The 13,245-nt window shown below is 68.6% G+C and carries 10 protein-coding genes; 7 read left to right on the top strand and 3 right to left on the bottom strand.

The window, feature by feature from the left end:
* The first annotated feature begins 12 nt into the window (after nt 1–12).
* The 4 genes from ABZO29_RS12595 (at nt 13) to ABZO29_RS12580 (ending at nt 5,893) form a co-directional block, all read left to right on the top strand.
* Nucleotides 13–804 (top strand): ATP-binding cassette domain-containing protein, encoded by a 792-nt coding sequence (locus tag ABZO29_RS12595; protein WP_367320273.1) that lies wholly within the window; start codon nt 13–15, stop codon nt 802–804.
* Complete coding sequence (locus ABZO29_RS12590) at nt 801–2,117, top strand: sugar ABC transporter permease (protein WP_367320272.1); 1,317 nt, start codon at nt 801–803, stop codon at nt 2,115–2,117. Before ABZO29_RS12595 ends, ABZO29_RS12590 begins: the two co-directional genes overlap by 4 nt.
* Nucleotides 2,118–2,305: 188 nt before the next feature.
* Nucleotides 2,306–4,234, top strand: a complete 1,929-nt coding sequence (gene dxs, locus ABZO29_RS12585; protein ID WP_367320271.1) for a 1-deoxy-D-xylulose-5-phosphate synthase — start codon at nt 2,306–2,308, stop codon at nt 4,232–4,234.
* Between the two features lie 135 nt (nt 4,235–4,369).
* On the top strand, nt 4,370–5,893 hold the full coding sequence (locus ABZO29_RS12580; RefSeq protein WP_367320270.1) for an amino acid permease: 1,524 nt from the start codon (nt 4,370–4,372) through the stop codon (nt 5,891–5,893).
* Between the two features lie 47 nt (nt 5,894–5,940).
* Here ABZO29_RS12580 and ABZO29_RS12575 read toward each other — a convergent pair whose 3' ends face one another.
* Nucleotides 5,941–6,312: an NTP pyrophosphohydrolase gene (locus ABZO29_RS12575; RefSeq protein WP_367320269.1), complete on the bottom strand. Its 372-nt coding sequence runs from the start codon at nt 6,310–6,312 to the stop codon at nt 5,941–5,943.
* A gap of 110 nt (nt 6,313–6,422) precedes the next feature.
* On the opposite strand from ABZO29_RS12575, the gene ABZO29_RS12570 reads away from it, so the two are divergent.
* Nucleotides 6,423–7,439 (top strand): hypothetical protein, encoded by a 1,017-nt coding sequence (locus tag ABZO29_RS12570; RefSeq protein WP_367320268.1) that lies wholly within the window; start codon nt 6,423–6,425, stop codon nt 7,437–7,439.
* 3 nt (nt 7,440–7,442) lie between these two features.
* On the opposite strand, the gene ABZO29_RS12565 is transcribed toward ABZO29_RS12570, so the two are convergent.
* Nucleotides 7,443–8,498, bottom strand: a complete 1,056-nt coding sequence (locus ABZO29_RS12565) for an LCP family protein (protein WP_367320267.1) — start codon at nt 8,496–8,498, stop codon at nt 7,443–7,445.
* Nucleotides 8,499–8,728: 230 nt separating this feature from the next.
* On the opposite strand from ABZO29_RS12565, the gene ABZO29_RS12560 reads away from it, so the two are divergent.
* Together ABZO29_RS12560 and ABZO29_RS12555 are read left to right on the top strand one after the other, a co-directional pair.
* Nucleotides 8,729–10,000 carry a nucleotide sugar dehydrogenase gene (locus ABZO29_RS12560; protein WP_367320266.1) on the top strand — a complete coding sequence of 424 codons (1,272 nt, stop codon included), beginning with the start codon at nt 8,729–8,731 and terminating at the stop codon, nt 9,998–10,000.
* Nucleotides 9,997–11,730, top strand: a complete 1,734-nt coding sequence (locus tag ABZO29_RS12555; protein ID WP_367320265.1) for a glycosyltransferase — start codon at nt 9,997–9,999, stop codon at nt 11,728–11,730. Before ABZO29_RS12560 ends, ABZO29_RS12555 begins: the two co-directional genes overlap by 4 nt.
* Nucleotides 11,731–11,783: 53 nt before the next feature.
* Here ABZO29_RS12555 and ABZO29_RS12550 read toward each other — a convergent pair whose 3' ends face one another.
* Nucleotides 11,784–13,238, bottom strand: coding sequence for a polysaccharide deacetylase family protein (locus ABZO29_RS12550; RefSeq protein ID WP_367320264.1), 1,455 nt, complete (start codon nt 13,236–13,238; stop codon nt 11,784–11,786).
* Nucleotides 13,239–13,245 lie beyond the last annotated feature (7 nt).

Raw genomic sequence — 13,245 nt, 5'->3', positions numbered from 1 at the left:
GCGGCGAAGGAGATGGTTCACGTGTCCGCTACGCCCGTGCTGGCGTTGCGCGGAGTCTCCAAGCGATTCGGTGCGGTCCAGGCACTCACCGATGTCGAGCTGGAGGTCCACGCCGGAGAAGTGGTCGCCCTGGTCGGCGACAACGGCGCAGGGAAGTCGACCCTGGTCAAGACGATCGCGGGTGTGCACCCCATCGATGAGGGCGTCATCGAGTGGGAGGGCAAGCCCGTCAGCATCAACAAGCCGCACGACGCCCAGGGACTCGGCGTCGCGACGGTCTACCAGGACCTCGCCCTGTGCGACAACCTCGACGTGGTCGGCAACCTCTACCTCGGACGTGAACTGCTGCACCGTGGCGTCATCGACGAGGTCTCCATGGAGAAGAAGTCGCGCGAGCTGCTCAGCACCCTCTCCATCCGCATCCCGAGCGTCCGCATCCCGATCGCGAGCCTCTCCGGCGGTCAGCGCCAGGTCGTCGCCATCGCCCGCGCCCTGATCGGCGACCCCAAGCTCGTCATCCTCGACGAGCCCACCGCGGCCCTCGGCGTCGAGCAGACCGCGCAGGTCCTCGACCTGGTGGAGCGGCTGCGCGAGCGCAACCTCGCCGTCATCCTCATCAGCCACAACATGGCCGACGTCAAGGCGGTCGCCGACACCGTGGCCGTACTGCGCCTGGGCAAGAACAACGGCTCCTTCTCCGTGAAGGACACCAGCCACGAAGAGATCATCGCCGCGATCACGGGAGCCACGGACAACGCCGTGACCCGTCGTGCGGGGCGTCGCACCACGGAGGCGGCAAAGTGAGCGACACGTCCAAGACCGTGAAGTCGGACGCCGCGGCGGAGAAGACGGCGGCAGCCGTCGAAGACCCCACTGCCGCTGCGCTCCCGACCATCGACCCGCGCCTGCTGGTCCGCGAAGAGGGCTTCAAGGGCTACATCACCGAGTTCAAGCGCAAGGTGAAGGGCGGCGAGCTGGGCTCGCTGCCGGTCGTCATCGGCCTGATCGTCATCTGGACGATCTTCCAGCTGCAGAACGACCGCTTCCTGAGCGCCGACAACCTGTCGAACATCAGCTACTTCCTGTCGGCCACCGGCATGCTCGCCATCGGCCTGGTGTTCGTGCTCCTGCTCGGCGAGATCGACCTGTCCGTCGGCTCGGTCAGCGGCCTGGCATCGACGATCTTCGCCGTCTTCGTGGTGACCCACGGCATGAACTCATGGCTGGCGCTGGTGCTGGCCATCCTGATCGGCATCGGCATCGGAGGACTGCAGGGCTGGTTCTTCGCGAAGATCGGCGTACCGGCCTTCGTCGTGACCCTGGCCGGCTTCCTCGGCTGGAACGGTCTGATGCTGTGGCTGCTCGGCTCGAGCGGCACCATCAACATCCCGGCCGACGAGGGTCCGGTGCACCTGCTCGGCCAGAGCTCCTTCTTCATGGACCAGGCCATCATCGGCGCCTACCTGCTGGCCGGCCTGGGCGTGCTGTCCCTGCTCGTGGGCTCGTTCATGGACCAGCGCCGCCGCCGGGCGGCCGGTGTGCCCTTCCGTCCCACCGGCGAGATCCTGCTGCGCGTCGCCCTGCTCGCCATCGCGTCCTTCGTCGCGGCGGCCGTGCTGAACAACGCGGCCGGCGTCTCGAACGCGTTGGTGATCTTCCTGGCGGCACTGGTGATCGTGGACTTCGTGCTGCGTCGTACGACGTACGGCCGCAAGGTCTTCGCGGTCGGCGGCGGCATCGAGGCGGCGCGTCGTGCCGGTATCAACGTGCCGATGGTCCGCATCACCGTGTTCGCCATCTCCGGTGGGTTCGCGGCGGTCGGCGGCATGTTCTTCGCGGGTCAGACCGCGAGTGCGACGCTGAACGCCGGTGGCGGCAACACGCTGATGCTGGCGATCGCGGCGGCGGTCATCGGTGGTACGAGCCTGTTCGGTGGACGTGGATCCGTGTGGTCGGCTCTGCTCGGCATGCTGGTCATCCAGTCGATCCAGACCGGCCTGGACCTGCTGAACATGAACACCTCGATCCAGTACATGATCACTGGTGCGGTGCTGCTGGGTGCGGTCGTCATCGACTCCGTCTCCCGCAAGAGCCAGAAGGCTGCGGGTCGCGCGTAGTACTTCACCTGCACTGTGCCCGGTACCTCACAGGTACCGGGCACAGCTGTGTCATAGGCAGGGGGCTTCCTGGGTACGGCCGAACGCGTGACGTACGACGCATGGGCCGGACTCGGACCACCGGGACGGAACATTAGACTCGACAAGCCCGGCAACAGCTCGATCAGCTCTACTGCAAGGAGGCACGGGTGCCGCTGCTGACCCGCATCAGGGGACCGCGCGATCTGGACCGGCTCAGCCTGGAGCAGCTGGACCAGCTGGCAGAGGAGATCCGGACCTTCCTCGTCGACGCCGTCTCCAAGACCGGCGGCCACCTCGGCCCCAACCTCGGCGTGGTCGAGCTCACCATCGCCCTGCACCGGGTCTTCGACTCGCCGAAGGACAAGGTGCTGTGGGACACCGGTCACCAGTCCTACGTGCACAAGCTGCTCACCGGGCGTCAGGACTTCTCCAGGCTGAAGATGAAGGGCGGCCTGTCCGGCTACCCGTCGCAGGCCGAGTCCGAGCACGACGTCATCGAGAACAGTCACGCCTCGACAGTGCTCGGCTGGGCGGACGGCATCGCGAAGGCCAACCAGCTCCAGAAACGGGACAGTCACGTCGTCGCCGTCATCGGTGACGGCGCGCTGACCGGCGGCATGGCCTGGGAGGCGCTGAACAACATCGCCGACGCCAAGGACCGCCCGCTGGTCATCGTCGTCAACGACAACGAGCGGTCGTACGCGCCGACCATCGGCGGGCTCGCCAATCACCTGGCGACGCTGCGGACCACCGACGGGTACGAGCGGTTCCTCGCCCGGACGAGGGAGGTGCTCGAGCGGACGCCCGTCGTCGGCAGGCCGCTGTACGAGACCCTGCACGGGGCCAAGAAGGGGCTCAAGGACTTCATCGCGCCGCAGGGCATGTTCGAGGACCTCGGGCTGAAGTACGTCGGTCCCATCGACGGACACGACATCGAGGCCCTGGAGTCCGCCCTCGCCCGCGCCAAACGGTTCGGCGGGCCCGTCATCGTCCACTGCCTCACCGAGAAGGGCCGCGGCTACCAGCCCGCCCTCCAGGACGAGGCCGACCGCTTCCACGCCGTCGGCAAGATCCACCCCGACACGGGCCTGCCGATCGCCTCCTCAGGCGCCGACTGGACCTCCGTGTTCGGCGAGGAGATGGTCGAGCTCGGGCGGGAGCGCGAGGACGTCGTCGCCATCACCGCCGCGATGCTCCAGCCCGTCGGCCTCGACAAGTTCGCCAAGGCCTTCCCGGAGCGGGTGTACGACGTCGGCATCGCGGAGCAGCACGGCGCCGTGTCCGCGGCGGGCCTCGCGACCGGCGGTCTGCACCCCGTCTTCGCCGTGTACGCCACCTTCCTCAACCGTGCCTTCGACCAGGTCCTGATGGACGTGGCCCTGCACAAGTGCGGTGTGACGTTCGTGCTGGACCGGGCCGGCATCACGGGCACCGACGGCGCCTCCCACAACGGCATGTGGGACATGTCGATCCTGCAGGTCGTGCCGGGTCTGCGGCTTGCCGCGCCGCGCGACGCCGAACAGGTGCGGGCCCAGTTGCGCGAGGCCGTCGAGGTGACGGACGCGCCGACCGTCGTGCGCTTCTCCAAGGGCGCCGTCGGGCCCGCCGTACCGGCCGTGGGACGCGTCGGCGGCATGGACGTACTGCGCGAGCCCGGCACCGACACCCCGGACGTCCTGCTGGTCTCCGTGGGTGCCCTGGCGCCGATGTGCCTGGAGATCGCCTCCCTCCTCGACAAGCAGGGCATCTCCACCACCGTCGTCGACCCGCGCTGGGTCAAGCCCGTCGACGAGGCGATGGCCCCGCTCGCCGAGCGGCACCGCGTGGTGGTCACCGTCGAGGACAACTCCCGCGTCGGCGGGGTCGGCTCGGCGATCGCGCAGGCCCTGCGCGACGCGGGCGTCGACATCCCGCTGCGCGACTTCGGCATCCCGCCGCGCTTCCTCGACCACGCCTCCCGCGCCGAGGTCCTCGCCGAGATCGGACTCACGGCACCCGACATCGCCCGCCAGGTCACCGGGCTCGTCTCCAAGCTCGACGGCCGGTTCGGCAGTACGGCGGCCGAGGTCGACTCGGTGGAGCCCGCGCGCGACTGACACAGCCGTACGGGCCGGTTTCACCACCGTGAGAGTGGTGAAGCCGGCCCAACCGCGTGATTGTGGTGTGCCGGGGCATACGTACCACGCCCCCTCTCGATCATGTCGAGGACGCCGAGCGTGGGAGGTACGCCCGTGAGCAGCACCCTCTTCCGGACGAAGAAGGTAGAGCAGTCCATCCTCGATACCGAGGAGCCGGAGCACGCGCTCAAGAAGTCCCTGTCCGCGGTGGATCTGACCGTCTTCGGCGTCGGCGTCATCATCGGCACCGGCATCTTCGTCCTCACCGGTACGGTCGCCAAGAACAACGCCGGACCCTCGGTGGCCCTGGCGTTCGTGGCGGCCGGCGTCGCCTGCGCACTCGCCGCGCTCTGCTACGCCGAGTTCGCGTCCACGGTCCCGGTCGCCGGGTCCGCGTACACCTTCTCGTACGCCTCCCTCGGTGAACTGCCCGCCTGGATCATCGGCTGGGACCTGGTCCTGGAGTTCGCGCTCGGCACGGCGGTGGTCGCCGTCGGCTGGTCGGGCTACATCCAGTCGCTCATGGACAACGCGGGCTGGCACATGCCCGAGGCGCTGGGCAGCAGAGAGGGCGCCGACGGCTGCGGCTTCGACATCCTCGCCGCCGTGCTGGTCCTGGTGCTCACCGCCATCCTCGTCGTCGGCGTCAAACTCTCCGCGCGGATCACCTCGCTCGTGGTCGCCATCAAGGTGACCGTCGTCCTCGTGGTGATCATCGCGGGTGCCTTCTTCATCACGGGCGACAACTACGACCCCTTCATCCCGAAGGCGCAGACCGTGGAGGCCGGTGAAAGTCTCCAGGCCCCGCTGATCCAGCTGATGTTCGGCTGGGCGCCCTCCAACTTCGGTGTGATGGGCATCTTCACCGCGGCTTCCGTCGTGTTCTTCGCCTTCATCGGCTTCGACGTCGTGGCCACGGCCGCCGAGGAGACCAGGAACCCGCAGCGCGACATGCCCCGCGGCATCCTCGGCTCCCTCCTGATCTGCACCACGCTGTACGTCGCCGTGTCGATCGTGGTCACCGGCATGCAGAAGTACACCGAACTGTCCGTCGACGCCCCGCTCGCCGACGCCTTCAAGGAGACCGGGCACCCCTGGTTCGCGGGCTTCATCAGCTTCGGGGCGGCGGTCGGGCTCACGACCGTGTGCATGATCCTTCTGCTCGGCCAGACCCGCGTCTTCTTCGCGATGAGCCGGGACGGGCTGCTGCCCCGCTTCTTCTCCCAGGTGCACCCCCGCTTCAGGACCCCGCACCGGCCGACCATCCTGCTCGGCGTGATCATCGCGATCCTCGCCGGCTTCACGCCCCTCAACGAACTCGCCGCGCTGGTGAACATCGGCACCCTGTTCGCCTTCATCGTCGTCGCGATCGGTGTCCTGATCCTCCGCAGGAAACGCCCCGATCTGCACCGGGCCTTCCGCACCCCGTGGGTGCCGGTCATCCCGATCCTGTCGGTGCTCGCCTCGCTGTGGCTGATGGTGAACCTGCCCGCCGAGACCTGGGTGCGGTTCGCCCTGTGGATGGTGGCCGGCTTCGTCGTGTACTTCTTCTACGGCTACTCCCACAGCCGTCTCGCCCGCCATATGGAGACCACGGTCGACGAGATCGCGACGCCGCCGAAAGGCGACGCCGAATGAGCCGGCACGCGGCAACGGTGGCTTGTCGGGCGGCCTGACCAGGCACCCTAACCACGCACTGCTCGTGGCCCCGTGACCTGCGCGCCCAACTCCGTCACTCGGCGGCGCAGTTCGCGGTCGGCCGTGACGACCAGGCAGGGGCGTCCGCCGGCCTCGGCGACCAGTTCGACCATGTGGTCGTCCCCGCTGCCGGGCGCGGACTCGACCCGGACGCCCGGCGCGGACTCCACGCCCCGGGCCGCGCCCTCGACCACGAGGACGATCTCCACGGCACCGGAGTGGCCCGGCAGCCCGTCCTCGGCCAGCCGGTCCCGCAGCCGTTCCGCGGCTCCTCGCCGGTCCCGCCACCAGCCGTCGGGCACCGACCCGACGACGTTCGCGGCGTCGACGATCACGAGCAGGGGAGTGGTGTCGTCCATGGGGCAAGGGTGGCACGGACGCGCGACCCCGCCCGCGGTGACCGAACGCATGGGCGACCGACGGCGGGGGGAACTGCGACACGGAGCCGGGTCCGTCATACAGTGATCCGGTGAACGGCGATTGGCTCATACGCGGCCGCGACGGGCGGCTCAGTGTCTACCTGCCGTCGGGTGACGCCGTCCTGTGCCGGGCGGAGCGCACACCCGGCGGTTCCTGGGAACCCCCGCGCCGGGTGGGTGGCGAACAGCGGCTGCACCCCGGTCCCGCGGTCGGCCAGGGCGCCGACGGTTATGCCCACCTTGCCGCCTGGCGGCCGACCGTGTCCGGTGAGGCGGGCCTGGTGCACAGCACGCACTTCCGGGCCCGGCTCGCCGCGCTGGACTGGTCTCCGCTCGGTCACCCGAACAAGACGGGCGACCGCACCGGCCCGGTGGCCGTCGCCGTCGACGCCCAGGGCCGAGCGCACGTCTTCGTGCGGAACCTGGGCACCGGGGTGAGCATGCGCGCCCAGAAGGAGAAGGGCGGCTGGGATCCCTGGCGCGACCTCAAGGGCAAGGATGTCGAGGGGGAGATGGCGGCGGTGACGGGCCAGTCCGGGCGCGTCGAGCTGTACGCGGCCGCCCCCGGCGCCCTCCTGCACTGGCGGCAGGAGGAGCCCGGTGCCCAGCCGGTCCTGCAGGAGGGGATGGAGGCCGCGGTCCGCCCGGGCACACTGCGCGCCCTGGCCACCTCGCCGCAGCACACGACCCTTTTCTTCACCAACGACTCCGGCGACGTGTGCGCCTGGCGCCCCGGCAGCAAGCCCGTGCCGATCCTCGCGTCCGCCGGACCCGGCCCGGTGTCCGCCGTGCGCTGCGAACTCGACGGTCACGACTGCACGTTGCTCGCCCAGCGCTCCACCGCCGGCCGGGTCGCCTTCGCCGCCTACCCCACGGAGCAGGAGTCGGCCGGCGCCTGGTGGACCGAGTCGGGACCCCGACTGCCCCCGGACGCCCGGGCGGCGGTGGCTCTGGACGAGAACGGCAGGGTGGTCGCCGCGTCCCTGTCACCGTCCACCGGACAACTCCTCCTCACCCGGCGCAAGGAGGAGCCGGGGCTGGCGCTGGAGGCGTGGCGGACGCTCTGACTGTCAGGAAGTCCCGCCGGTGGCGGGGGACTTCTTGGCCGACTCGGGGATCTGGGAGTCGGTGCGGATGGCCTTCCACAGCGTCGACGCCTGCGGCTCGGCGGCGACGACCCGGTTGGGGTCGACCTTGTCGTACGCCACCGGCAGCATGATCGTCTCCATGTCGGCCGGGTCGATGCCGTTGAGGCTGCGGCCGAAGTCCGCCAGCTTGCTGAGCGAGGCGAGGTCGGAGTCGGTGGTGAGCGCGGCGGTCAGCTTGTCGGCGATCTTGAACGCCTTCGCCGGGCTGCCGAGAAGATCCTGTTTCTTGATCTCGGAGAGCATGGCGAGCATGAACTTCTGCTGCAGACCGATGCGTCCGAGGTCGCTGCCGTCGCCGATGCCGTGCCGGGTGCGGACGAAGGCGAGTGCCTGGGTGCCGTCGAGCCGGTGGGTGCCCGCGGTCAGATCGAGGCCGCTGGACTTGTCGTGGATGTCCTGGTCGACGGTGACCGGCACCCCGCCGATCGCGTCCACCAGCCCCTTGAAGCCCGCGAAGTCGATCTCCACGTAGTGGTCCATGCGGACCCCCGAGATCTGCTCCACGGTCTTCACCACGCAGGCCGGACCGACCTGCGAGTAGATGGAGTTGAACATCACGCGCTTCGCCGAGGCCACCTTCGTGCCGTCCGACTTGGTGCACTCGGGCCGGGTGACGAGGGTGTCGCGCGGGATGCTGATGCCGACGGCCTGCGTGCGGCCCTCGGGTATGTGCATCACCAGCGCGGTGTCGGAGCGCGCGCCGGAGACGTTGCCGGTGTTCAGCGAGGCGTTGGCGCCGGCGCGTGAGTCGGAGCCCAGGATCAGGATGTTCTGGCCCGAGGTGGGCAGTTTCTCGGGCCGGTCGTCACCGATCGCCTTGTCGATGTCGACGCCCTTGATGTTGCCGTCGAGGTCGCTGTAGAGCCACCAGCCCGTTCCGCCCGCGCCCAGCACCACGACCAGCAGACCCAGCAGAAGGACACGGCGGATCGTCCGGCCCTGGCTGCGGGAGTGCGCGGCCCGGTGTGAGTGGCTCATGTTGCTCCGCTTCTCGACAAGTGGGGTCACACGTAGGGGAGTCGGTGACAAGAGACACACAGAGTGCGCAAAGGGTTGTACAGGCTTGACCGTGACATGGGGCACCTTGAGCGTCCGTGGTGGGAACGTGAAAGTCTTGTTAGCCTTCAACAGATTGTACGAATACCGCGCGGGTGGCCGAATGCCGCCCGCGCTTCTCTTGCCGTGCCAACGGGGTTGGGATTGATGTCGTGAGCAGATCCTCTACGGTGGATCTTGTCGTTGTGGGGCTTGGGTACGTTGGGCTTCCCCTGGCCCGCTCCGCGGCGGGGGCAGGGCTGAAGGTCGTCGGTCTCGACCGCAGCCGGAGCGTCGTCGACGGTCTGAACGCCGGCCGGTCCCACGTGGACGACATCACGGACGCCGAGGTCGCCACGATGCTCGATCAGGGCTTCCAGGCGGTCGACCGGCCCGAGGTGATCGCGGACGCCGCCGCGGTCGTCATCTGTGTCCCCACCCCGCTCACCGAGTACGGCTCCCCGGACCTCGGCGCAGTCAACGCAGCCGTCGAGGACATCGCCGCCCACCTCCTCCCCGGGACACTCGTCGTGCTCGAGTCGACGACGTACCCCGGAACCACCGACGAGGTCGTCCGTCCGCGTCTGGAGGCCCGCGGCCTGCGCGTCGGCGAGGACTTCCACCTGGCCTTCTCGCCCGAGCGCATCGACCCGGGCAATGCGGCCTTCGGACTTGAGAACACGCCAAAGGTCGTCGGCGGCATCACCGCCGACTGCACCAAGGCCGCCCGCGCTCTCTACGAGCGTTTCGTGACGCGTGTCGTGGAGGCGAAGGGCACACGCGAGGCCGAGATGGCCAAGCTGCTGGAGAACACCTACCGGCACGTCAACATCGCCCTGGTGAACGAGATGTCGATGTTCTGCCGCGAGATCGGCGTCGACCTGTGGGACGCGATCCGCTGCGCCTCCACCAAGCCGTTCGGCTTCGCCCCCTTCTACCCGGGCCCCGGCGTCGGCGGGCACTGCATCCCGATCGACCCCAACTACCTGTCGTACAAGGTGCGTTCGCTGGGCATCCCGTTCCGGTTCGTGGAGCTCGCGCAGGAGATCAACCAGCGCATGCCCGTTCACGTGGTCAACCGGGCCGCCGAACTGCTGAACGACCAGGGCAAGGCGGTGCGCGGTGCCCGCGTCCTGCTTCTCGGCGTCACCTACAAGCCCGACATCTCCGACCAGCGCGAGAGCCCGGCCCTCGCAGTCGCCGAGAACCTCCTCGCCCGGGGTGCCGAACTCGTCTACTTCGACCCCCACGTCGACGACTGGACGGTCGCCGGGACACCGGTCGAGCGGGTCGGCGACTATCTCGCAGCGGCCGAGACCGCAGACCTCACCATCCTGCTCCAGCCCCACCGCGAGATCGACCTCGGTCTACTCGCGGACCGCAGCCGTGCGCTGTTCGACACCCGGGGCAAGTCCGCCGATCACCCGCGGGTGGTCAAGCTGTGACTGCCGAAGACACGTACATACCCGGGGCCGTCGAGTCCGGCGGCCGCCGAGCGCACCGCAAGCGCAGACATCTGAAAGTCTCGTACTTCGTCTTCCTCGCCCTCGCCGGGGTCATCGTCACCCGGCTCGACGCGGGCTCCCTGCACGTGTACTCGATGGGCGCCATGGGCCTGCTGGCCCTCAAGATGTTCGGTGCTCTCTTCTACCGTCCGGCCAAGGCCGGGCGGGAGGAGCTGGAATACCTGGAGAACGCCTGGGTCACCGCGGTCATCCCGATCTACAACGAGGACCCGGTGATGTTCGAGCAGGGCATGCGCAGTCTCCTCGCGCAGAGCCGGCTGCCGAACGAGATTCACATCATCGACGACTGCAGCGCCGACCCCGCAGGCATCAGGGCGGCGAAGAAGATGCGCCGCGAGTTCGAGGCCAAAGGCGTCAAGTACACGGTCAGCGTGCAGCCCGAGAACAAGGGCAAGCGCGAGGCTCTCGCCCTCGGCTTCGAGGCGGCGCCGTACTCCGACATCTTCCTGTGCGTGGACTCGGACACGGTGCTCTCCCGGGACACGGTCCGCGAACTCCTGCTGCCGCTGGCCGACGAGCGCATCATGGCCTCCACCGGCATGGTGCTGGCGCTCAACCACGACAGCAACATTTTCACGCGCCTGCAGGACCTGCGCTACGGCAACTCATTCCTCTTCGAACGGGCCGCCTACTCGCGCCTGAAGTCGGTCCTGTGCTGCTGCGGCGCGCTCTCGGCCTACCGGGGCACGCTGGTGCGCAAGTACCTCCCGGACTTCCTCAACCAGCAGTTCCTGGGCAAGCCGGCCGTCTTCGGCGACGACCGCCGTATGACCAACTACTGCCTCATGGAAGGCCAGGTCGTCTTCCAGGAGACCGCCGTCGGCTACACGGCCGTCCCCGAGAAACTCCCGCACTTCCTGCGCCAGCAGGTCCGCTGGAACAAGTCCTTCTTCCGTGAGTCCCTGTGGGCCTTCCGGCACCAGAAGAAGTACCGGCCCGCCTTCTGGCTGACCTGCATGGAACTGGCGCTGTGGCTGGTCTTCGGCTCGGCGATGTTCTACTCGATGGTCATCACCCCGATCCTCCACCCGGAGCGGTTCGTCGCCCACATCGGTGACTACCTGGTCTTCATGGTGCTCATGGGCTACCTCCGCAATGTGCGGTACCTCGACTTCCCGCGCCGGGGCATGGGCTTCATCAAGCGGTTCGGCATGTTCCTGCTCGCGCCGATCTATGGCGTGATCCAGCTGACGCTGCTGACCCCGCTGCGGTTCTACGCCCTCCTCACCCTGCACAAGGGCAGTTGGGGTACCCGCCAGGGCGGCGTCGAGGTGTCCGTGGGGGGCGACCACGAGGCCGACGTGACGGAGATCTTCGAGGAAGAGGACCCGTACTCCGACAAGAAGGTCACCGAGACGCTCCAATTGATGCGCCTCGAAGGCGTGGCCCTGAGGCGCACGGCCCAACGCGTCGCCCCTGCCATCCCGCCGCAGCCGCAGCCACTGCCCGGCTACGACGAACAGCACGCCTACGCACCCCAGCAGCGTGTGTCCTGGGGGACGCCCGAACCGGCCGAACAGCCACAGCAGTGGCAGGGCGGGCAGTACGACCCGTACTACTCCGGCCAGGACGGCCGGCACGCCCAGCACCAGGGCGGGTACGTCGACCCTTCCTGGCAGCAGGGCAACGGGAACGGGCAGGGCTGGTAGAGCACAGCAAAGATGGGGGCGGTTCTTCGCAGAGCCGCCCCCATCTGCCGTGTCTACATGTAGTACGCCATCGCCTCCGCGACCGTCACCACGGGAATCCCCCGGTCCGCGATCGCCTTCATGAGCGTGTTGAGGCCGGTCTTGCTGATCTCCGTACTCGACGCCGGAGCTCCGTCGACGACTCGGTGCAGACAGAGGATGAGCCAGTCGCCGTTGGCGGCGCACCGGTCGAGCCGGCCGCCCGCTGCCGTCAGGTTCGCCAGCGCCGTACCGCCGATCCCTGAGCCATCGTTGATGCCGGTGAGCGCCTTGAGGCGGTAGGGCATGGCGGGGGCGAAGGACTCGATCGTCTCGGAGATGATGGACCGGGCCGTGGTGAAGTGCCGACCGGCTATCTGGTCGACTGGCACGCCGTCGGTGGTCTTCTCGAACGCGCCGTGCGGATAGGCGAAGTGCTCGCTGGTGAAGCCGTTCCCCACCAGCCACTCCCGCAGGGTCCGCAGGTCGTCGTCCACCTGCTGCGCGGTCAGCTTGCTGTAGCTCGCCGTGTGGGCGCTCGTCGCGTACGAGTGCCCGGCCATCTCCCAGCCTGAGAAGTCCTGCAGGGAGTGCATCTGATCCAGCGTCAGGAAGCTGCTGGTGCCGATCGCGTCGGCAATGTTGTAGACGGTGCCGGCGAAGCCGTAGGCGTCCATCACAGGGCGGGCCAGGCCGTGGACAGAGGTGTGGGAGTCGTCGAAGGTGATCGAGACGACTCCCTTCGGGAAGACGGAGGCGGTGTCGGGTATCAGCTCGACGGACTGCAGGTGGTATGTCACCGGGCCGCCTGCGTTGTCGTACACGGCGAACGACATGTCCGTGAAGCCGGTCGTGGTGGACGGGACCCCGGTTGATGAGAGCGAGTATGTGCCGACCGCGCTCGCGACGTCCGCCCATTGCAGGTGCACCGTCACCCATTCACCGGACTGGACGTAGTTCGTCGCCGTCGCGGAGTGGGTGTGGAACTGCCAGAGGAAGTAGTTCGCGAGGGAGCCGGTGCCCAGGTAGAAGGACAGCTTCGAGAGGTGCGTGGTGTCGTCGACCCGGAAGACGAGCCGGATCGCCTTGCCGGTGAGACTCGTCGCCGCTCCGCCGAGCTTGCGGACATACGACTGTTTGCCCGTGCCCGAGGTGGTCACCCGCACCGACTGCGTGCCGCGGACGAACACGGACGTGTCGTTCAGGTTGGCGGAGGCCGTGCCGGTGCCTGCGCCGGTCCAGCCGTGGCCGGGCTGGAACTGCTGGGACCAGGTGGCGCGGCGGTATCTGGGACGGTGCCCGGAGGGAGCGTACGTCGGTGGTGTGACCAGGCTTCCGATCCCTGCGGCCGCCGGGGCCGCTGCGGCGGGCTGGGCGGGCACAGTGCCCAGCGCCGCGCCCCCGGCGGCCACCAGACTCCCCGTTCCGGCCAACCGCAGCGCGGAGCGCCGACTCAACGCACGGGCGACCAGGGATTCTTCGTGGCTCATGCGAGCT

This window comes from Streptomyces sp. HUAS ZL42 (assembly GCF_040782645.1).
In the GTDB taxonomy this organism is placed as follows: Bacteria; Actinomycetota; Actinomycetes; order Streptomycetales; family Streptomycetaceae; genus Streptomyces.
Note: the sequence above shows the minus strand (reverse complement) of the source record. Positions and strands in the feature narration are given on the sequence as shown.